Here is a 19,737-nt window from a genome sequence, read left to right on the forward strand (position 1 = left end):
TAGAAAAATTTTCAAACCACATACTTAGTAATACACTTCAGAAATACACTTGTCATAAAACTGCAACAAAGATCAGTAAGAATCGGCATTAATTTATCTGTGAATACCCTTCAAGGATTGACTATGCGAGTATCAAGTTTTTCACGACTGTCTGTTATTGCCATCAGTATTTTTGCCATCATATTTGTTGCAACGATGTATCATGTTGGAACTTCTCTTACATCAAGTCGAAGCCAGTACGCCGAATACCATGCATTAAAAACGTTAACTACCGTTAAGTTTTATCGCACCATTGCAACCTATCTACAAACCGGTGATGCCAGCCTGCTTAATACCGCACAAGAGCAACTCAACGAAATAATTACACGCTCCACGAGCTTAGATATTGGTAACTTAAGTCATAACATTACTGAAGAAGCGGGCAAACTTAATAAAAATATTGAAACAAAGTATCGTGCCATGGGTAAGTTAAGTGGTAACCCACTCGCTTTGCTTCGTAATAGTGAACAGAACATGGTCGCCATTACTCACTCGCTGATAAAATATGCCTCTGAAAGTGAGGCGTTAGACGAACAGCAACGTATAAATTATTTAGTAACGATGAGCAATATTGCTCGCGCATTAAACCATTTAATCAACACGCGTGAAAAGTTGTTTCTTAGTCAAAATATTAGCGATACCGGTTTTAAAAGTGCATTACAAGAATTAGCACAACTGCATCAGCAATTAACAAATTATCCTTTATTAGCTATTTTCCTTGAAAGCGATAGTAATACTGATGAAGACGACTTTTTTTCCAATGACGATGACAAAGAAGACATCAGTGAAGAAGCGATTGATGAACTCAATTCACTCATTAATCGTTATCAAAGTGAGTTTGAAAACACCCTGAATTCACAGAATCAGCGCACCGCTGGCTTAGCACTACTCAAGCAAAATGTTACCGCATTAGAAGATATTATTCTTATCGCCGAAACAGAGATATTAAAGAAACAGCAAGTGTTGAATCAGCAACTTTATCGAATAGTTATTGGTTTGCTATCCTTTTTAATCTGTTTCTTAGTCGCCAATTACTGGTTGCAACGCAGTGTAATTTTGAATCCATTACGTAAATTAAGAAACGGTTTTGTTCAACTCGTTGAACAAGGAAAGGTTGATAACATTACGGATATCCCAGAAAAAACTGAATTGGGCGAAATATCTTCAAGCTTCAATAAAATGGTCAATAAACTTGCACAAGATGACAAAGCGAAAGCACAACAACTTGATTTAGTTGCTAAAGCATTAACAACGATGGAGAGCCAAGTTAAAAATATTTATCAATCATCAAAGAGTACTAGCACGCATGTGCAAGGTGCTCGCGAAATTATGAATGCATTAGGCCAAGCGACTGAAACGGTAAATGCGTTGTCTGAGCAGGTAGTGAACAATGCACAAGCGACTCAACAGGCAATGGAAACAAGTCAAAGCCGAGTTGCACAGGTGCTCGCCGCAAGCGATTCAACCAGTATGGCTGCACAGCAAAGTAAAACAGCGATAACCTCACTTTTTCAATCTGTCGACAGTGTAACCTCGATAGTTGACGTTATTGGCGCAATTGCTGATCAAACTAATTTATTGGCGTTAAACGCAGCTATTGAAGCAGCAAGAGCAGGTGAACACGGCAGAGGCTTCTCGGTTGTTGCTGATGAAGTGAGGCAACTTGCGGGTAAAACTCAAGATTCGCTTAAACAAATATCTCAACGTTTAGATCAGCTACAAAGTGCAAGTAACTCGATTGAAAAAACAATTATTGATATTGAAAAAGCGTCATACAACCAAAAAACAATTGCCGACCAATTACAAGAAACTGCTTTAGAAGTTACTGACCAAGCGAAATTATCAGCCACCGTCGCCCAAGACTCTCTCACGCAAATAACATTGCAACGCCAGCACTTTATTGCGTTTGAACAAGCAATGAGTAATGTTGACGAAGAAGTGAGTAACTCTCAACAACTGGCTAATATCATTTCTATCGATGTGAATAACCATGTCAGTGATATTGGTTTAACACTCGATAAAAGAGCCTAAAGTTAAATAGTTATTTTAGTTATATTTACCGATAAATAGATGCATCTCTGCGTTCTATATTCTAAAATAAGTATAGTAATGAGATTTTTTTTGAGACCTTTATGGCAAAAGCACTTTGTAAATGGAAAAAAAAAGACATAGAAAAAAGTCTTCATGAGCTTGCGCACATTGTTGATAAACCGCGTTTTATCTGCAAAGACTGTGCACGTTCTGCACACGATAAAGGTTTTTTATGTAAAGCGATAACGCTTCCTCTAAACCATCCACCGAGTTAACCCTTAAAATAAGAAGAATTTTATGATTCAAGAAAAAAAACCAATGCCATCAGGTGAGTTATCACAGTTAAAAGATGGAAATATGATCACTCACAAGACCGATGAACTTTTTGTTAACAAAAAAGTGGTGTTATTTGCGGTACCTGGCGCTTTTACACCAACTTGTTCAGCCGCTCACTTACCCGGTTATGTTGTATCAGCCGACGAATTAAAAACCAAAGGTGTTGACGCTATTATTTGTTTATCGGTAAACGATGCCTTTGTAATGAATGCTTGGGGTGAAGCACAAAATGCTGAAAATATTATGATGCTTGCCGATGGTGACGGTAGCTACACGAAAGCACTTGGTTTAAGTATGGAAACAGCTGGCTTTGGTGGCTTACGTTCTCAACGTTATGCCATGGTCATTGAAAATGGCATCGTTATTAATTTACATGTTGAAAAACCTAAAGAATTTGAAGTCAGTAAAGCTGAAGCTATTTTGAAAACGCTATAAGTTAATGATAATGATTTGTGTTAGTTATCATATTGTTTTTTATATGTTTTAAATTTATTTATTATGAAAACTTACACTTTTTAGCTTGTAACACACGCACAGAACAGGCAAAATTCACTCATATTTCTTAATGAGGCACCATCATGTTAAAACCTGAAATGGTCAAGCAACTAAATAATCAAATAAACTTAGAGTTTTACTCGTCAAACTTGTACTTACAAATGAGTGCTTGGTGTGAAGAGAAAGGCTTTGAGGGTGCCGCAACATTTATGCGTAAACATGCGGCAGAAGAAATGGACCACATGACACGTTTATTCACTTACGTGAGTGAAACTGGCGCGTTACCTATTATCGGTACGATTGAGTCACCACCACATGAATTTGAGTCATTAGCTGACATATTTGAAAAAACATACAAGCATGAGTGCCAAATTACTGAACGTATCAATACATTAGCGCATCAGGCATTTACTAACCAAGATTATTCAACGTTTAACTTCTTGCAATGGTATGTCGCAGAGCAACACGAAGAAGAAACCTTATTCAAAAGTGTTTTAGATAAAATCAACTTGGTTGGCCACGACGGTCATGCGTTATTCTTTGTTGATAAAGACTTAGCTGAAATGGCTAAAGCGGGTACAACAAGTATTATGACTGGTGCTCCTGTTTAGTAACAATCAATAAAAACATCAAAAAAGGCTTCAGTTTGAAGCCTTTTTTTATAAGTTATCTTTACAGTTTTTTAAGTTCAGTGAGGTAAAAACACATATCCTTCGCCACGAAAAGACTTTATACGTGAATGTTCAGAGTTAATCTGTAGTTTTTTCCTAATCGTTGAAATGTGCATATTGATACTTCGGTTAGATTCATCAAGGCTGCGATTAAAAATGTGCTTGGCAATACTTTCGCGAGACACAATGTTAGGAAAGTCATTCATTAATAACCAAAGTAAATTAAACTCTAATCCTGTAAGCACTACTGCCTGATTGCTGCAATAAACTTCTCGGCTGCCGAACAATATTTCAACGCCATCAATCACTATTCTCTGTGAGGAAGGCACTATGGTGTTTGATCAAATAAGCTAACTTTATAACCGGTAGGTTGAGTCTCATCAACTTCAACAATCATAAATTGCTCATTCGACTGCTCATCTAAAATGAGTTCAAAGGCCTTTAAAATAATGTTGCTACTGTTATCTGTTGCCACAACATAAACTTGGTAAGTATTGTTTTTCAAATAAAGTAATTCGCTGTCAGCAAAACTTACCGCCTTTTTATAAAATGCCGTTTCAATGGTTTCATCGTTACGTACAAAATATATAGTAAATGCACTAAATTCAGAGCTATCGACTAAATTTATCATTTTTATTTCATGATCATAAATACTACTTCTACTGCTGTTACTTACTACAAGCGAATGTACATCTAGTCTTATTTCATCAACAATACCATCACCATTTTCATCCACGTTACCGTCACCGTCGTCATCAACTTCGACTTCATCAAGGTAAAAGAAGGCTGTTTTATGTGTGTTTTCTTCTAGAGAAAGTAAGTGGTTTTTTAATAATAAGTCACTATCATCTGCTATCGATATATCTACGCTGTAATCACCTTTAGCGAGAAGAACAGGCTTACTTAGCTTTCCCATTGATAAAGCTTCAATATCTGGCGTATCGTCGACACCATTTAAATATAAAGAAAATTGTCCTTCATATTCAGGTAATAATTCATGTTGTGAAATGGCATTATAAGCATTAAATTGGGCTTCTGAATCAGCATCAATAAAGGACTCTATTGATGAATTAGATATTTTATCAAGCACATAAGGAGAAGTGCCTACGCCTGTATTTTCACGTATTGCTATTACATATTGGCCACTATATGAGAAATTTACGTCGTTCGACTGAAATAATACTTCTGTACTTCCTGCGGTGGTTACATAAAAAATATAATCGTCTTGATCGAACTTTTGATTGACTGACAATTCTTGATAAGCGTATTGCCCAAGAAAGTCAGCTTCATTAAACGTTTCATCTGCTTGAGATAAATATACGTCAATACTTTCGTTTTCGGTATACATATTCAGAATTCTAAAATTGAATTGATCGTAAGTAATGTCATCGTCATCTTCAATAATATCAATATCGAAAGTTATCACCGATGGCGCTACAATATCGTTACTGATCACAATTAAATGAATAGCATCGTCATTAATTGTTAAGCTATCTTCATAAACAACGGTTAGGTCACTACTGTCTGTACTATCGCCATCTTGCCATGCTAATTCATAGAAATAATTACCGCTCTCTACCGTATTTGTATTTGATGAGCTACCGTAAGGTACGCCGTTATAAGTGACTTCTATATCATCATCACTGGTTGAAAAATCTTCATCTACTGTTAAATATATGGCAGGAGAATTGTTTGCTGTATTGTAGAGTTTGACATAACCTTCTCCGCTAGAGTCGTCATCAGAACCTCCGCAAGCTGAAAGACTGAGAACTGTCGTTATTACTATTAAAAATTTCATGCTATTTATACGATGTATATACTTTTGAATATTCATTAACTCACCTAACTCTTTATTGTTATCTCTGCTTTATGGGCAGTTCAAATATCACCAGTGAAAATGTTGGCAGTATCGAGAGCAATAGAGTCACTTGTTACAAATTAGTTCTTACCTTTACACAATCTTTGCACTTCTTTATCTTGGTCGTTTTTGTTTAAGTAACATCTCGTTTAATACCTCAGCTATTCAATATATAATGAGCATGACAAATAAAGTTCAACTTAAAATTATAGGAAAACACTTTGCAAATTGACGTATTAGTTATTGGTGCCGGTGCAGCAGGTTTAATGTGCGCGGCAACTGCCGGTTATCGCGGTAAAAAAGTGGTGGTGGTTGATATGGGCAAAAAACCTGGCCGTAAAATACTCATTAGTGGTGGCGGACGTTGTAATTTCACTAATGAAAATGCCCGTGCTGAAAACTATATTTGTCAAAATCCGCATTTTATAAAATCAGCGTTAAGTCGTTATTCAGCACAAGACTTTATTGAGCTCGTTGAGCGTCACGGCGTAAATTATCATCATAAAACGTTAGGGCAATTATTTTGTGACGACAGTGCAAAAGATATTGTTGACGTTTTGATGACCGAATGCGACTGGGCAGGTGTAGAAGTAAAAATGCGTAATGAGGTGCTTTCAGTTACAAAAACTGAAAGTGGTTACCAAGTAAAAACAACCGAAACGAGTTATACCTGTACTTCTTTAGTGGTTGCTTCGGGTGGCTTAACCATGCCAAAACTTGGCGCGAGCCCAATTGGCTATAAAATAGCAGAACAATTTGGCTTAAAGGTTTTACCTACAACTGCAGCATTAGTGCCTTTTACCCTGCATGACCACGATAAAACGCGTTTTGATGGATTGTCTGGCATAAGCATTCTTACTGAAGTGTCGAGTGATAGTGGCGACAGTTTTAAAGAAAATATTTTATTTACGCATCGAGGTTTATCTGGACCTGCTATTTTACAAATATCGTCTTTTTGGCAAGCAGGCCAAGCAGTCACCATTAACCTATTACCTGATCACAACTTAAACGAAGTCATCGCAGACTGGCGCCAGCATCAAGCACAAAAATCGATAAAAAACTTACTCGCCACCTTACTACCCAAGCGATTTATTGAGTGTTTGATTGACAGTAAAGATATTCCCGACAAGGCAGTTAATCAACTCAGTCATGCAGAAATTCAAGCACTTCATTGCTTTATTCACCAATGGCAAATAAAACCTAACGGTACAGAAGGTTATCGAACGGCAGAAGTTACCCTTGGCGGCGTTGACACTGACGAGTTATCTTCAAAAACCTTTGCAGCGAAAAAGAGTGAAGGGTTATATTTTATCGGTGAAGTAATTGACGTAACTGGTTGGTTGGGTGGTTATAATTTTCAAGCTTGCTGGGCTCAAGGTGTGGCGACAGGTTTGGTGGTAACTTAATCAAACGCAATAAAGTCGCTAATATAAATAATATCTTGCTGAGTCTACGGCTCAGCGCACAACCGCTCGTCCTATAATGAGTAAATGAACAATGCAAGCAAGCAATCAACCCTACTGTCCTCTTTGCACTAGTATCAATTTATGTGGTGTTAATGACACCACAAAGCCTTGTTGGTGTACGTTAGAAAAAGTCCCTGAGGCATTAATTCAACGGGTACCTGATGCAGAAAAAGGTAAAAGCTGCATTTGCCAAGCGTGCATTAAAAAGTTCAACTTAGTTGGAGAAGACAACTTCACCGCACTTTAAGCCTGTTTTAACCTCCCATCATTTTTTCTAGCCGTTCATCACTTTGTGCCACTGCAATTATTTTTATTCGCTATTCTAGCAACATCAAAATATACCAATTAAAGCCACAAACTCATTGAAGGAATAAAGTGATGAATAGCGATACAGTAACTGCCGTAAATATAGAAGAACCAACGTTTGTCGAGCAACAAGCCAAGCAACCTGCTATCAAAAAAGGTTGGTTAAGAGCGCTGGTCGGTTTCATTATCATTAGTTTTTCTGCTAGCCTTGGTGTTATTCCATTGGTTATATCAGGGGTAATCGCACCTGAGATGATGGAAATGTCAGCCAGTGCCCTGTTTAATCAAGTTGGCGTGAATATGATGTTCGTCTTCATGTTATTGCAATTTATCGGCGCATTATTCGCCATTTTTATTTTTAGAAAGTATGTAGATAGACGGTCATTTATGTCGTTAGGCTTTGAGCTTTCTAACTACAAAGCTGACTTGCTTAAAGGCTTAGTTTGGGGAGCCGCTTTAATCTCAGTGGGTTTCCTTGCGCTTTATATCTTCGACTTCATTGCAATCGTTGAAACTGATTTTGGCGCAATTCAATGGCTAAGTTATATTGCCTTTTTTGCTATTGTTGCTTTCAATGAAGAAATTCTAGTGCGTGGCTATCTATTGACAAATTTAATGGCTTCAATGAATAAGTATTGGGCATTAATTGTTTCTGCATTAGTTTTTTCTATTATGCATTTAGCTAACGACAGCACCTCTTTAATATCAATCGTTAACTTATTTTTAGCGGGCATTATGTTAGGCATTTACACTCTTCATAAACGTAACTTATGGTTTCCTATTGCGATGCATTTCACATGGAATTTCTTTCAAGGACCAATATTAGGTTTTGAAGTGAGTGGTACCAAGATGGACAGCGTTATTAATCAACAAGTTTCAGGAAGTTCATTAGTTACGGGTGGAGAGTTTGGTTTTGAAGGTTCGTTATTACTAACGGTTATGATGATTGCTTCAACAACTTACATTCACTTTACTTATAAAAATAAAGCTAAGGTGTAAGTAGTCATAAAATACATGGCGCTTTTACTTTCACTAATACCCCCAATAGCATAGATAGTTATATTTTTAGTTTTGCTATTTGGTTTTTCATACTTATATGTTCACGATGAAAATTAGAGAAATGCTTTATTCGTTTATAAGCAACCAGTTTAAGCATAAGAATAAGGAATAGGTATCATTGGGTGGTAGGTGGGGAGGTAAAGGGCATGACTAGTTTTTTCAGAAGCGCAGCTGCAAATCTTTAAAGAAGACAGGCTATGAATAAGAAAGAATGAGAAGCATTTGCGGAACAAGCCGCTAAACGCATTAAGTCAGAGCAAGACTTAACAGACTGTCGTAGAATACTGACCAAGATAACCGTTGAAGCCCTTTTAAACGCAGAGCTTGAAGGGCATCTTGGTTATGCACGTCATGAAAAATTCAGCACCAACAACAGCCGTAATGACTACTCATCAAAATCCATCCGCACTGAATATGGTCGAGTTGATCTTGAAACACCACGCGATAGAGAAACTCGATTTACGTCAATGGACGATAAAATCTTATATCTGTATGCAAAAGGGATGACGACCAGATAAATCGTTGATACGTTCAAAGAAATGTATGCTGCCGATATCTCACCCACCTTAATATCCCGTGTCACCAATACTGTTATTGAGCAAGTGATTGAGTGGCAAGCCAGACCTTTAGACTCCTTCTACCCTATTGCTTACCTTGACTGTTTAGTCGTTAAAATAAGACAAGATAAACACGTTATCAATAAAGCTATTTACCTCGCATTAGGCGTTAATATTGAAGGCCATAAAGAACTACTCGGCATGTGGATATCGGAAAACGAAGGGGCTAAATTCTGGTTGAACGTACTGACTGAGCTTCAAAACCGAGGGGTAAATGACATCCTCATTGCTTGTGTTGATGGCCTTAAGGGGGTTCCTGAGGCAATTAATACCGTATCCGTCAAACTCAAGTTCAGCTTTGTATTGTTCATATGGCACGTAATTCGATGAAGTATGTGCCTTAGAAAGATTGCAAAGCGGTGACCGCTGATTTAAAGCGCATCTATCAATCAGTGACAGAAGAAGCGTTACTTGAGCTCGATAACTTCTGCTTACGTTGGGATGATAAATATCCACAAATAAGTAGCTCTTGGCGAGCACATTGGACAAACCTAAATACACTATTCAAATACCCTAAAGACATTCGCAAAGCCATTGACACAAAGAATGCGATAGAATCACTGAACCGTGTTATTCGAAAAGCAATTAAGAAACGTAAGCTATTTCCGTCTGATGATTCATCAAGGAAAGTCGTTTATCTTGCGATAGATGCGGCGTCCAAAAAATGGACGATGCCGGTAAGAAACTGGAAAACGGCCTTGAATCGATTTATGATTGAATTCGAAGACCGTTTAAAGGACTTTATTTAAAACTGGCAGTTACACAAAACCTGTTACAGAGTCTCATTAAAAGTTGGTTTGAAAACTTAAACCTAAAGATTGATAGTCACCCACGTCTGTATAGCTAATACGCATTTTATTTTTGAAAAAAGCAAAACTATAATTATATCCTAAATCGCTTTCCACACCATCTCTCTGCTCTAAAGCTATTTGAAAATTAAGCCCTTCTTTCTGAACTTGTGTGCCAAGTCGAATAACGTATCCATAATCTTTCCAAACCCCTTGCTCATTTTGGTCAAAGCTTTGTTTAATGTCACCTCCCTCTAAAAACACCCGCTGTTTATCACTGATATTATAAGCAATGCCAAGTGTTAACTCGCTTTCTTCAAAATAAAAGTCACTTCCATTTTTTTCATCATGACTGGTTTGATATGACAACTTTCCATAAAAGTCACTTCCACTAATGATCATAGGTAAGTTAATGAGTGCTGAGGCTTTGTATCCAGTACCGCTATAATTATTTACGCTAGTATAGACCGCACCGAGATTTACTTGCGCGACTAATTTATTCTTTTCAGGTTGGTTTGCATATACTGACGAGCTAATAAGAAAAGGAGTAGCGATTAGTAATTTTGTTATATTTTTCATGTTATTATTCTCTTTTTTTATGGCATGCTTTAGGTTGTAGAGATAATAAAGGGTGAGAGAAAGGTAAAGTTGTTCAATGTGATAAACGGCTAAAAAAAATGATAAGCGGTAAACGAACAGATAGTTAACCTAATAGATAAATATTTAGTTGATATTAGGGCTTTTTATCCCTACGAAAATAGCATGAACACCCTCTGCTGCATATAGCGTATAAGGTAACTAAGGCTTCGTTTCTCCTCCTAAGAGAATAAATGGGGCCGACTGCCGGAGTAGAACTGGCGACTTACTGATTACAAGTTACGGATTGGAATAGATAAAACCACGACTTTTGCAGATTAACAGAAAGTGGAAATAGCAATATAATCCTTTTAATTTTGATAGGTGATGGTCATGTGTATATGACACCACCGAAGTTACACTTAGTACAAGTGAAGTTGTTAATATTTCATCATCAGTTCCAAAATACAATACAGTAAAACTAAGACAACAAAGCGCGTAAAGATTCATCGCTTTACTGTTCCAACACTTAAACAGTTCATTACAGATTATTTAACCTGTGTTAGCATCGTCACCAATCAAATCAATTCACAAAAACTTAACACTATGAAAACAAGTAAAAGCTATTATATTTGCCAGTTAATAGGAACGTTCATGTTCTTTAGTTTTTTATTGTTCAGCGCTATAAGCGCTAAAGAAGGTGTTATTGATTTTGTTGATGAAATAACGTACTCCATTAAAAATGTAATCGTCTCTCTTTTAACCACACATTTTGTATTGCGCGCCTATATAAAAAAACATCTGCAAAATAGCTCCTCGTCTTTAAAAGTCTATAGTATTGCAATACTTTTAAGCGCCGCGCTCGCTACCGTAGCGAATGTTATTTGGGGTGTTGCTTTTGGCAAAGCAGACAAAGCTTATTTCTCTTTTGATTTCATATTGATGAATATCAGTGTGTATTTATTTTTGTACATTATATGGAGCGCTCTGTACTTAGCTATAACGTCAATTAGAGAACGCATTATACTTCGTCAGCAGCTTAGAGACCAAGAATTAGCCAGCTTGATGAATCAAATTAATCCACACTTTTTATTTAATTCACTCAATACCATTCGCGGCATGATCTATGAAGACAAAGATAAGTCTGCAGAATTAGTCACTAAACTTTCCACTCTTTTTCGATACAATTTATCAACCGACACTAAAGCCCATACTAGCTTAGGGGCTGAATTAGAAATTTGTCAGCATTATTTAGCCATTGAAGATATCCGATTAGGCGATCGACTAAAGGTTAACTTCTGTGTATCGCCAGAAAGTTTAATGGCAAAAATACCCACCATGGGTTTATTAACATTAATTGAAAATGCGATTAAACACGGTATCGCCCATTTACAAAAAGGCGGCACAGTGACTTTAAACAGTAAAATTGAAAATAATAAATTGTTGATCGAAGTGAACAATCCCTTTCAAGCAGATTTAGTAAAGTCAGGAACAAAAGTCGGGTTGAACAATTTGAAGCAAAGAATAGCGCTGATTTTTGGTACACAAGGACAATTGAGTCAGCAAAGTACGGGGAATATTTTCAGTGTTTCCTTGTCTTTACCTTTTGAGATTAATTGATATTAACTCGATATAACCGCTCATCATTTTTTATAACCGCTTATCACTTTTAATCTTATTAACCTGTTTAACACGATATTCTTATTATCAGTAAATAAGAAACAACAACTCGTTAAAGCATTTTAAAAGGAATAAAAAATGACAACATTAAAAATGATTTTCGCTGGCATAGGCGCCTTAATTTTTCTTGGACTTTTTGCCGCAGGTTTTAATACAGCAAACCATCAAGAAATATCATTAAAAGCTTGTGGAAGTATCGCTAAAACTCAAGACGTTAACTTAGTAAGTTTCACTTGTTTAGCGGCTCAACACACTCAATCGATAAGAAAAGGATAAACCCTATGCCTATTTTACTGTTAATTGTACTACTTATCGCTTTATTTTAATGATCAAATGACCTGTAAACAACAAGGAAAGCATATGTCTATCGTTACCGATACGCCTCAAACAGAGATGACATTAAATGAGTCTATTCAGCCATGGAGTGCGAAAGCAACACTAGGGCTAACCCTGCTGCTTTTCATTTTATACTTCATTATTTCTATTATTTCTTTGGGAATAGGCGCAGGAATTGAAGCCGCATCATCAGGTGTTGATTTAGAAAACGCTCAAGCGTTAGGCACAAAAATCAGTCAACGGTTAGCACTGGACGGCGACTTTAACGCGATTAATTATCTGGTCACGGCTTTATGTTTATCACCCCTTATTTTTTATTTCGCGAAGAGAAGAAAAGCAACCACAGCTGCGGCCTATTTAGGCTTTGACAAAATACCAAGTAAAGCCACTTTTATTAATTTTAATATAGCGATCGTAGGCTATTTTGTTTTTTCTTACTTTGCCTCAAAAGCCTTAGGTATAAAAACACCACAAAGTATGATCGATATTTATAACACCACTGATTATCTGTTGCTGTTATTGGTTGCCGTGGTGATTGCGGCACCAATTTTTGAAGAACTTATTTTTCGCGGTTTTCTCTTTAAAGGCTTAGAAAAATCTCCCTTAGGTGTTGTTGCTACTATTATTATTACCAGTATCTTGTTCACGTTGATCCATGCAGGACAATACGATTTAACAATACTCGTTGTATTATTTCCTTTAGCTATTATTCTCGGTTTATCTCGCTATCGAAGTGGAGGCATTTATTTACCCATTTATTTGCACTTTATCAATAACTTATACTCTTCAGTAGATATGTATTTATTTATGAATTAAATGACGTATATAGCGGCTCTGCTTATACCCTTTTGCTAGGCAAGCGGTATATACTGTCTGCTTAGCATTTAATAAATCAACACCGACAAAACAATCAAGCGATAACGATGACTGAACAAAAAAAATCTAATGCTGCTTATTATCTTTGCCAATGCTTAGGCTTATTTGTAGTGCTAAGCTTCGCGACATTTGGGGTTTATTTGGATCCACAACTTCAAACACCTGAACTCCAAGATTCCGCATCAAATTTTGTTATTAAAAACATTCTGTCTTACAGTTTTGCTATTTTATTAACCCATTACTTACTCCGTAATTATCAACTTAAGAATCAAGTTGCTGAATTAAGCATTTTCTTAAAAATTATTTTGCAGTGTGCATTAATGAGCACCGCAGGTGATAAATTATTAGAATGGAGCTTTAACCTTCCTCAGCCTGACCTTTTTATCTATCACTACGGGATCATTGTCGAACTCATTTTTTATGTATTTATTAACTCGATATTTTTTCTTACTTGGAGCTTAATTTATTTAACGATCACTTCGATAAGAGACCGACGAAAGTTGGCTGAGCAACTAAAAGAACAACAACTTGCTAGCTTAATGAATCAAATTAATCCGCATTTCTTATTCAACTCTCTCAACACTATCCGCGGGATGATATACGAAGACGAAGACAAAGCTGCCGAGTTGATAACGCAACTTTCTACGTTATTTCGATATAACTTATCAACCGACACTAAAGCCTACACTTCGCTAGGTAAAGAGCTTGATGTTTGTCAGCATTATCTCGCCATTGAAGATATTCGTTTAGGTGACCGTTTACGTATTAACCTAAACATTTCACCTGAAAGCAAACAGGCTAAAATTCCGACCATGGGTTTATTAACCATTGTTGAAAACGCGATAAAACACGGTATAGCACATTTAAAAGATGGCGGCACGTTAACGCTAAACAGCAAAATAGAAAACAACCGGGTGATTATTGATGTTATGAACCCCTACCAGTGTGATCTAGTAAAATCTGGCACAAAAGTCGGACTAAAGAACTTAACCCAACGGATTGAACTTATTTTTGGCAAGCAAGGTAAGCTAAGCCAAGAAATAAGCCACGATACTTTTCATGTAAATATGAGTTTGCCTTATGAACCTATCAAAAACGGATAAACCACTCAACGCCATCATCATTGACGATGAACGCATGGCACGCCAAGAATTACTTCGCCTGTTAAAAAAACATCCACAGATAAACGTGGTTGCTCAAGCAGAAAATATTGACCAAGGCTTTGATGAAATTGAAAAGCATCAACCGGACATCATATTTTTAGATATCGAAATGCCCGGTGGCACAGGCCTAACGCTTGCAGAAAAACTAAAAGGTGAAATCCCAATCGTTTTTTGCACCGCTTATGACGAATTTGCTGTTGACGCTTTCGCGCTAAATGCTATCGACTATTTAGTAAAGCCGATTGTTCCAGAGCGCTTAGCTGAAACCATAAACAAATTTTCTGAACTTGAAAAAACCACAGAAGAAACAACACTTAATGACGACTTTAAGCTGATGGTGAAGTTTGGCGACCATATGAAAATAATTCGCTTAGGCGATATATCACGCTTTGAGAGCATTGGAAACCACGCGGCAATCTATACGCCACAGGGTAAAGCCTATTTGCATAGTTCCTTAAACAAAATAGAAGCAAGGCTTAATACCAACACTTATTTTCGCGCCAGCCGCGTAGACATATTGCGTTTAGATGCAATAGAAAAACTTGAACAAACTGTAAATTATGGCTTAATGGCTCAGCTTAGAAACAATGTTGAAGTTGAGATTTCTCGTCGCCAAGCCAGTAAACTTAAAACACAATTAGGCTTCCCGAGTTAACCTTAACGACATTCATTCATTTTTTATAAAATAAGAGCGTAGCAATGAACGAACTTTATCCAGAAATCACGCCTTTTGATCACTTTTTATTACCCGTTGGTAACACGCACCAGTTGTATGTAGAGCAATGCGGTAATCCCGATGGCCAACCCGTTGTTTTTATCCATGGTGGGCCAGGAGCTGGATGTTCAGCCAATGATCGACGTTTTTTTGACCCAGAAAAATACCATATCATTTTATTTGACCAACGTGGCTGTGGGCGTTCATTACCTTTTGGCAGTTTAGACAATAATGAAACTGATTTATTAGTCGCCGATATCGAGAAAATACGCCAGCATTTAACCATTAAAAAATGGCATGTTTTTGGTGGTTCTTGGGGCTCAACACTCGCTTTAGTTTATGCGCAAACGCACCCGGATTCGGTAATAAGCCTGGTGTTGCGCGGTATATTTTTAGGTCGTCCAGAAGATACCCGATGGGCATTTGAAGGCGGTGGCGCTACACGAATATTTCCCGATTATTGGCAAGAGTACCTTAGTTCACTACCTGATGGTGAAAGCCAAACCAGTGCTAAAACAGCGTACGACATTATGATAGGAAGCGATAAGGTTGCCGCAGAGAAAGTAGCGCAGGCTTGGGCTAAATGGGAAATTCGTTGTTGCACCCTAAAGCCTAACGAAGAATTTGTTGCTGCACTCACTGGCGATGATTCATGTTGGACCTTATCTCGTCATGAAGCCCATTATATGGTGCATGGCTGTTTTCTAACTGAAAACCAAATACTGGAAAACTGTGATAAAATTCAAGATATTCCTATGGCTATTATCCATGGTCGTTACGATATTATTTGTCCTTTTGATAATGCTTGGCTCTTACATCAACAACTCCCTCGTTCAGTATTATTTAGTACAACGTCGGGCCATGCTTCAATTGAGCCTGAAACCAAACATCAATTAATTAACGCAACCCAAAAAATGTTAAGCCTATAATATGATTTTACGGTAGCTTTTTGAATACTGAGCATTACTGACCTTAACGTTTTAAAAAGTACTGCTATAAAAAATAGTAATAATTCTCTACACTAAGCCAATAATTATACAATATAAAACGCTTAGGATTAAAAAATGAGAATTGCCCCCACAGTTCTTTTAGCATTAATAGTGGCTTTTTCAAGTCACTCATTACCTGTTAAAGACAACGTTACACATTATAAAGTGACTTTCGAAAACGCGGTTCATCATGAAGCGCGAATTTCGGTAACCTTTCCAGAAATTGAAAGCCAAGTTTTGACCGTTCAAATGAGCCGCACCTCTCCAGGGCGCTATGCTTTGCATGAATTTGCTAAAAACGTTTATAACGTGACTGCTGTAAACAGTATGGGCGAGCCCTTAGAAATTACGCGACCTAACCCTTATCAGTGGGCAATCGACAATCACGATGGTGAGGTAACCGTAACGTACACCTTATTTGGTGACCGCGCTGATGGTACTTATGCTCAAATAGACAGAACACACGCTCACTTGAATATTCCTGCTACGTTTATGTGGGCATCAAACCATGAGAAGCGCCCTATAAAAGTAACATTTGAACCTTTTAGTTCAACATGGAAAGTGGCCACTCAGCTACAAAAAACTCAAGATAAATATACCTTCACTGCCCCCAACTTAGCCTATTTTATGGACAGCCCAACAGAGCTTAGTGATCACCAAGTAAAAAGCTGGACTGTTCGCTCAAGTGGTAAAGATTACCAAATTAACTTAGCTGTGCATCACAATGGTCTAGAGGAAGATTTAGTTGAATTTACTCGTCAAGCCAAAGCTGTAGTCGCCGAACAAATTAAAGTTTATGGCGAATTACCTGCTTTTGATTACGGAGAATATACTTTTATTGCCTGTTATTTACCCCACGTAAATGGCGATGGAATGGAGCATAGAAACTCAACAATTCTCACTAATACCAAATCATTAGATGAAGGTGACTTCTCACAAATAGGTACCTTATCGCACGAGTTTTTTCATGCATGGAATGTTGAGCGCATAAGACCTAAAGCACTCGAACCTTTTAATTTTAGTGCGCCTAATATGACCACTAACTTATGGTTTGCTGAAGGCTTTACCTCTTATTACGACAAGTTAATGATCCGCAGAGCTCAAGAATCAACGATTGATGAATACTTAACCATTGTTTCTGATATTGTTAATCAAGTTGACCAAGTACCAGGACGTAAGTTCTTTACACCTGAAGGTGCAAGTATGCTGGCAACGTTTACTGATGCTGGCACCTCTATTGATAAAACCAATTTTAGTAATATCTTTTTCAGTTATTATAGCTATGGGCGCGCTATGGCCTTGGCACTAGATTTGTCTATTCGCGAACAATTTCCAGAAAAATCTCTCGACGATTTTATGAGAAAAATGTGGGTAGATTTTGGAAAGCCTGAAATTCCTTACACACGTGAAGATTTACAAAGCACATTAGCCGCTTTATTAAATAACCAAGCATTTGCTAAGCAATTCTTTGAACAACATATTCAAGGGCAAGTTAAACCAGATTATGCGGCGCTGTTAAGCAACGCTGGATTAACAATAACCCATGCCACCCCAGATAAAGCTTTTTTAGGTCAGGTTAAATTTAACTTTAACGGTGAAGCTGCGATGATTTCTAAACCGATAAAAATAGGTTCTCCACTTTATAAAGCTGGCCTTGAACGAAGTGACCAAATTGTTAAGCTGGGCCGCAGAGCTATTCGTAACACAAGTGAGTGGACAAGCGCATTAGCGCAGTTTAAACCGGGTGAAGACACCACCATTGAATATATTCAACGTGGCGAAAAGCTGTCAACCACTATCACTTTTATTGAAGACCCAAAGCTGAATGTAGAAACGTTAACTGATGATGAATTAACTGCGTCACAAAAAGCATTTTTATTCGCATGGATTGGCGCAGACAAGGCTGAATAAAACACCAACAAGAGTAAATAAACTTATACACTATTTGCCGGTCGTTATTAAAGAAATAACGTTAACCTAGTTATTAACGTTATTTCTTTCAATTACTTATTGTAATTTTATTATTTAACATCTTTATATCTTATCTGCTACAAATGATAATCATTAGCAATAAAGACTTTGTTTTTGTGGCGAATCAGTTGTAATATATCAGCCATAATTTGTTGTTATGCTGAAAGCTATTTTATTTTAAAGCATCTTTTATAGGAATTTTTGTGTCATATTCCCAAGAAAAAATCAAAGAGTTTACCCACCCAATAATTCCTCTGTTAGGCGACCAATTAACATGGCGCTGGGAAGATAGATTCTCCGCTATGCTATCTGAATTTTCTCGTGATAAAAAAGACAAAACCCTTGTTGCGGTTCGCCAGCAATTTGAACACGAATGGAGTAAAAAAACGGTAAAAAAAGCGCCACAAGAAATTAAAGAACACTTAGGTCCATTAATTAAACTCAATAAAGATCAACTTGTTTTAGCGCGTCCTGCTACCGATTCAACACCAGCAATTATAGCGTTGTGGTGGCCTTGGGGACATGGCGGCACATATTCACTACGCTTGGCTGTGTTAGATTCACCTTACGAATATAGTGAAACTTCTGCTAATGAAGGAACACTGCTTAGCCGCTTAAAAAACATATTTACATAGCGCTAAGTTTCTCATAAAAATAACCTCTGTAGGCTAGCTCCTTAACGAGGTGTTACCTGCCTACATGAAAATTCACACCTTGCTCTGACAATAGGTTGATAAAGTCTCTTTTACTGCACTGTGCCACTTGCTGGCAAACAATCAGATATTTATCTATAGCAGGCTGATAGTCTTGCACTGCAGCCTCTTGTAACCAAAATAAAGCTTGGTTTAAATCTTTTTCTCCATGCTTACCGGTGATGTAAAGTTCAGCTAAGTTAACTTGTCCAAGCTTATAGCCTCTTTCAGCTGAGACATTAAATTTATCGAAGGCTAATTCAATATGGTTATCTATATAACTTGCTTCTAAAAAAGCTAAACCTGAATTGTTCTGTCTTGCGCCGGGGAAGTAAGTACTGCTTAAAAAGCGTTTTGTAGCGGTAACTAAAAGCATACCGCGTAATCTGTTATTAACGGGTCTTTCAACACGATAAATAGCGCCTTGTGCACGCATTTTTGTTAGTTCAGCGAAGCTGTAGTGATATTTTTTTCTTGAGAAAAAACTGAAATGGGTAACATGACCCACTCTAATACTTTCATCAGCGCCATGCTGCATGCGATAAAACAATCGGCTATAGACCACGGTTGCTATATCACCGGTAATATCAGTAATCTTCCCAATACGGTATTTTTCATTCGGGCGCAGTTCATTAGATAGGTAGCGAAAATCAACATGGTAGAAATCATTAACAGCAGGTTTTTTGATGAATTCATCTGACCACTGACTTTTCTCAACCTCACCTTGTATTAAATAACCTAAGAGCATTATTGTTAAAAGCGAGCCTAAGAATTTGCTGATCAGTCGCCAAGCAGGAAATAGATTTTTCGATAACTCTTTTATCCGCTGTTTTGGCAAAACATTCACATCAGCTTTGCTCCAACATTGCTGGCATTGAATAACCGTGGTTTTTTTCACAGGATAAAAAGGAATACTTTCAATAAAAAAGAAGGCATATTTAATCACCCCTTTCACCTGATGATGCTTACAACCACAATCAGGACAAGTTAACTCATTGATTATACTACCTTCAATTATTGATTCACTGTATTCCATTTTATACTCTTTTTTTATTCCATTATTTTTTATACCA

19 protein-coding genes and 1 pseudogene are annotated in these 19,737 nt (G+C 37.2%); 16 read left to right on the top strand and 4 right to left on the bottom strand.

Annotated features, from left to right (window positions below; all coding sequences use genetic code 11):
- Window positions 1–123 precede the first annotated feature (123 nt).
- From H4J39_RS08620 to ftnA, 4 genes are all read left to right on the top strand, one after another.
- On the top strand, window positions 124–2,070 hold the full coding sequence (locus H4J39_RS08620; RefSeq protein ID WP_182227424.1) for a methyl-accepting chemotaxis protein: 1,947 nt from the start codon (window positions 124–126) through the stop codon (window positions 2,068–2,070).
- A 101-nt stretch (window positions 2,071–2,171) separates the two neighbouring features.
- Window positions 2,172–2,345 (top strand): hypothetical protein, encoded by a 174-nt coding sequence (locus tag H4J39_RS08625; RefSeq protein ID WP_182227426.1) that lies wholly within the window; start codon window positions 2,172–2,174, stop codon window positions 2,343–2,345.
- Window positions 2,346–2,367: 22 nt separating this feature from the next.
- Window positions 2,368–2,841 (top strand): peroxiredoxin, encoded by a 474-nt coding sequence (locus H4J39_RS08630; RefSeq protein ID WP_182227428.1) that lies wholly within the window; start codon window positions 2,368–2,370, stop codon window positions 2,839–2,841.
- 143 nt (window positions 2,842–2,984) lie between these two features.
- Window positions 2,985–3,512, top strand: a complete 528-nt coding sequence (ftnA, locus tag H4J39_RS08635; protein ID WP_182227429.1) for a non-heme ferritin — start codon at window positions 2,985–2,987, stop codon at window positions 3,510–3,512.
- Between the two features lie 77 nt (window positions 3,513–3,589).
- Here the strand turns inward: ftnA and H4J39_RS08640 are convergent, their stop codons facing one another.
- The gene (locus H4J39_RS08640) at window positions 3,590–3,880 is read right to left on the bottom strand and encodes a winged helix-turn-helix domain-containing protein (RefSeq protein WP_182227431.1); all 291 of its coding nucleotides are present in this window, start codon (window positions 3,878–3,880) and stop codon (window positions 3,590–3,592) included.
- A 20-nt stretch (window positions 3,881–3,900) separates the two neighbouring features.
- Window positions 3,901–5,406, bottom strand: a complete 1,506-nt coding sequence (locus H4J39_RS08645; protein ID WP_182227433.1) for a hypothetical protein — start codon at window positions 5,404–5,406, stop codon at window positions 3,901–3,903.
- Window positions 5,407–5,651: 245 nt separating this feature from the next.
- Between H4J39_RS08645 and H4J39_RS08650 the strand changes: the two genes are divergently transcribed.
- The 4 genes and pseudogenes from H4J39_RS08650 (at window position 5,652) to H4J39_RS08665 (ending at window position 9,627) form a co-directional block, all read left to right on the top strand.
- On the top strand, window positions 5,652–6,836 hold the full coding sequence (locus H4J39_RS08650) for an NAD(P)/FAD-dependent oxidoreductase (RefSeq protein WP_259368798.1): 1,185 nt from the start codon (window positions 5,652–5,654) through the stop codon (window positions 6,834–6,836).
- 91 nt (window positions 6,837–6,927) lie between these two features.
- Window positions 6,928–7,143, top strand: coding sequence for a cysteine-rich CWC family protein (locus tag H4J39_RS08655; RefSeq protein ID WP_182227435.1), 216 nt, complete (start codon window positions 6,928–6,930; stop codon window positions 7,141–7,143).
- 131 nt (window positions 7,144–7,274) lie between these two features.
- Entirely contained in the window at window positions 7,275–8,201 is a 927-nt protein-coding gene (locus tag H4J39_RS08660; RefSeq protein ID WP_182227437.1) for a CPBP family intramembrane glutamic endopeptidase, read from the top strand.
- 305 nt (window positions 8,202–8,506) lie between these two features.
- Window positions 8,507–9,627 (top strand): annotated as a pseudogene (locus tag H4J39_RS08665) (IS256 family transposase).
- A 36-nt stretch (window positions 9,628–9,663) separates the two neighbouring features.
- Here H4J39_RS08665 and H4J39_RS08670 read toward each other — a convergent pair.
- Window positions 9,664–10,245 carry a hypothetical protein gene (locus H4J39_RS08670; protein ID WP_182227439.1) on the bottom strand — a complete coding sequence of 194 codons (582 nt, stop codon included), beginning with the start codon at window positions 10,243–10,245 and terminating at the stop codon, window positions 9,664–9,666.
- Between the two features lie 651 nt (window positions 10,246–10,896).
- Here H4J39_RS08670 and H4J39_RS08675 point away from each other — a divergent pair.
- From H4J39_RS08675 to H4J39_RS08710, 8 genes are all read left to right on the top strand, one after another.
- Window positions 10,897–11,862, top strand: coding sequence for a sensor histidine kinase (locus tag H4J39_RS08675; RefSeq protein WP_182227441.1), 966 nt, complete (start codon window positions 10,897–10,899; stop codon window positions 11,860–11,862).
- Between the two features lie 138 nt (window positions 11,863–12,000).
- Window positions 12,001–12,198 (top strand): hypothetical protein, encoded by a 198-nt coding sequence (locus H4J39_RS08680; RefSeq protein ID WP_182227443.1) that lies wholly within the window; start codon window positions 12,001–12,003, stop codon window positions 12,196–12,198.
- 84 nt (window positions 12,199–12,282) lie between these two features.
- Window positions 12,283–13,074, top strand: a complete 792-nt coding sequence (locus H4J39_RS08685) for a CPBP family intramembrane glutamic endopeptidase (protein ID WP_182227445.1) — start codon at window positions 12,283–12,285, stop codon at window positions 13,072–13,074.
- Between the two features lie 107 nt (window positions 13,075–13,181).
- A complete protein-coding gene (locus H4J39_RS08690) occupies window positions 13,182–14,237 on the top strand; it encodes a sensor histidine kinase (RefSeq protein WP_182227447.1) in 1,056 nt (351 codons plus the stop codon).
- Window positions 14,215–14,952, top strand: a complete 738-nt coding sequence (locus H4J39_RS08695) for a LytTR family DNA-binding domain-containing protein (protein ID WP_182227449.1) — start codon at window positions 14,215–14,217, stop codon at window positions 14,950–14,952. The genes H4J39_RS08690 and H4J39_RS08695 overlap by 23 nt, the downstream gene beginning before the upstream one ends.
- A 44-nt stretch (window positions 14,953–14,996) precedes the next feature.
- Window positions 14,997–15,941, top strand: coding sequence for a prolyl aminopeptidase (gene pip / locus H4J39_RS08700; protein ID WP_182227451.1), 945 nt, complete (start codon window positions 14,997–14,999; stop codon window positions 15,939–15,941).
- 135 nt (window positions 15,942–16,076) lie between these two features.
- Window positions 16,077–17,912 (top strand): M61 family metallopeptidase, encoded by a 1,836-nt coding sequence (locus H4J39_RS08705; RefSeq protein ID WP_182227453.1) that lies wholly within the window; start codon window positions 16,077–16,079, stop codon window positions 17,910–17,912.
- Between the two features lie 263 nt (window positions 17,913–18,175).
- Window positions 18,176–18,607 (top strand): hypothetical protein, encoded by a 432-nt coding sequence (locus tag H4J39_RS08710; RefSeq protein ID WP_182227455.1) that lies wholly within the window; start codon window positions 18,176–18,178, stop codon window positions 18,605–18,607.
- A gap of 52 nt (window positions 18,608–18,659) precedes the next feature.
- Here H4J39_RS08710 and H4J39_RS08715 read toward each other — a convergent pair whose 3' ends face one another.
- Window positions 18,660–19,700: a tetratricopeptide repeat protein gene (locus H4J39_RS08715; RefSeq protein ID WP_182227457.1), complete on the bottom strand. Its 1,041-nt coding sequence runs from the start codon at window positions 19,698–19,700 to the stop codon at window positions 18,660–18,662.
- Window positions 19,701–19,737 lie beyond the last annotated feature (37 nt).

The organism is Colwellia sp. Bg11-12, assembly GCF_014076955.1.
GTDB lineage: Bacteria > Pseudomonadota > Gammaproteobacteria > Enterobacterales > Alteromonadaceae > Colwellia_A.

What these genes read in the sequence shown, in the direction of transcription:
- H4J39_RS08660 (WP_182227437.1), top strand. Translation starts at nt 7,275, where the DNA reads ATGAATAGCGATACAGTAACTGCCGTAAATATAGAAGAACCAACGTTT.
- H4J39_RS08630 (WP_182227428.1), top strand. Translation starts at nt 2,368, where the DNA reads ATGATTCAAGAAAAAAAACCAATGCCATCAGGTGAGTTATCACAGTTA.
- H4J39_RS08625 (WP_182227426.1), top strand. Translation starts at nt 2,172, where the DNA reads ATGGCAAAAGCACTTTGTAAATGGAAAAAAAAAGACATAGAAAAAAGT.
- H4J39_RS08675 (WP_182227441.1), top strand. Translation starts at nt 10,897, where the DNA reads ATGTTCTTTAGTTTTTTATTGTTCAGCGCTATAAGCGCTAAAGAAGGT.
- H4J39_RS08695 (WP_182227449.1), top strand. Translation starts at nt 14,215, where the DNA reads ATGAACCTATCAAAAACGGATAAACCACTCAACGCCATCATCATTGAC.
- pip (WP_182227451.1), top strand. Translation starts at nt 14,997, where the DNA reads ATGAACGAACTTTATCCAGAAATCACGCCTTTTGATCACTTTTTATTA.
- H4J39_RS08705 (WP_182227453.1), top strand. Translation starts at nt 16,077, where the DNA reads ATGAGAATTGCCCCCACAGTTCTTTTAGCATTAATAGTGGCTTTTTCA.
- H4J39_RS08680 (WP_182227443.1), top strand. Translation starts at nt 12,001, where the DNA reads ATGACAACATTAAAAATGATTTTCGCTGGCATAGGCGCCTTAATTTTT.
- ftnA (WP_182227429.1), top strand. Translation starts at nt 2,985, where the DNA reads ATGTTAAAACCTGAAATGGTCAAGCAACTAAATAATCAAATAAACTTA.
- H4J39_RS08715 (WP_182227457.1), bottom strand. Translation starts at nt 19,700, where the DNA reads ATGGAATACAGTGAATCAATAATTGAAGGTAGTATAATCAATGAGTTA.
- H4J39_RS08620 (WP_182227424.1), top strand. Translation starts at nt 124, where the DNA reads ATGCGAGTATCAAGTTTTTCACGACTGTCTGTTATTGCCATCAGTATT.
- H4J39_RS08685 (WP_182227445.1), top strand. Translation starts at nt 12,283, where the DNA reads ATGTCTATCGTTACCGATACGCCTCAAACAGAGATGACATTAAATGAG.
- H4J39_RS08655 (WP_182227435.1), top strand. Translation starts at nt 6,928, where the DNA reads ATGCAAGCAAGCAATCAACCCTACTGTCCTCTTTGCACTAGTATCAAT.
- H4J39_RS08645 (WP_182227433.1), bottom strand. Translation starts at nt 5,406, where the DNA reads ATGAATATTCAAAAGTATATACATCGTATAAATAGCATGAAATTTTTA.
- H4J39_RS08690 (WP_182227447.1), top strand. Translation starts at nt 13,182, where the DNA reads ATGACTGAACAAAAAAAATCTAATGCTGCTTATTATCTTTGCCAATGC.
- H4J39_RS08670 (WP_182227439.1), bottom strand. Translation starts at nt 10,245, where the DNA reads ATGAAAAATATAACAAAATTACTAATCGCTACTCCTTTTCTTATTAGC.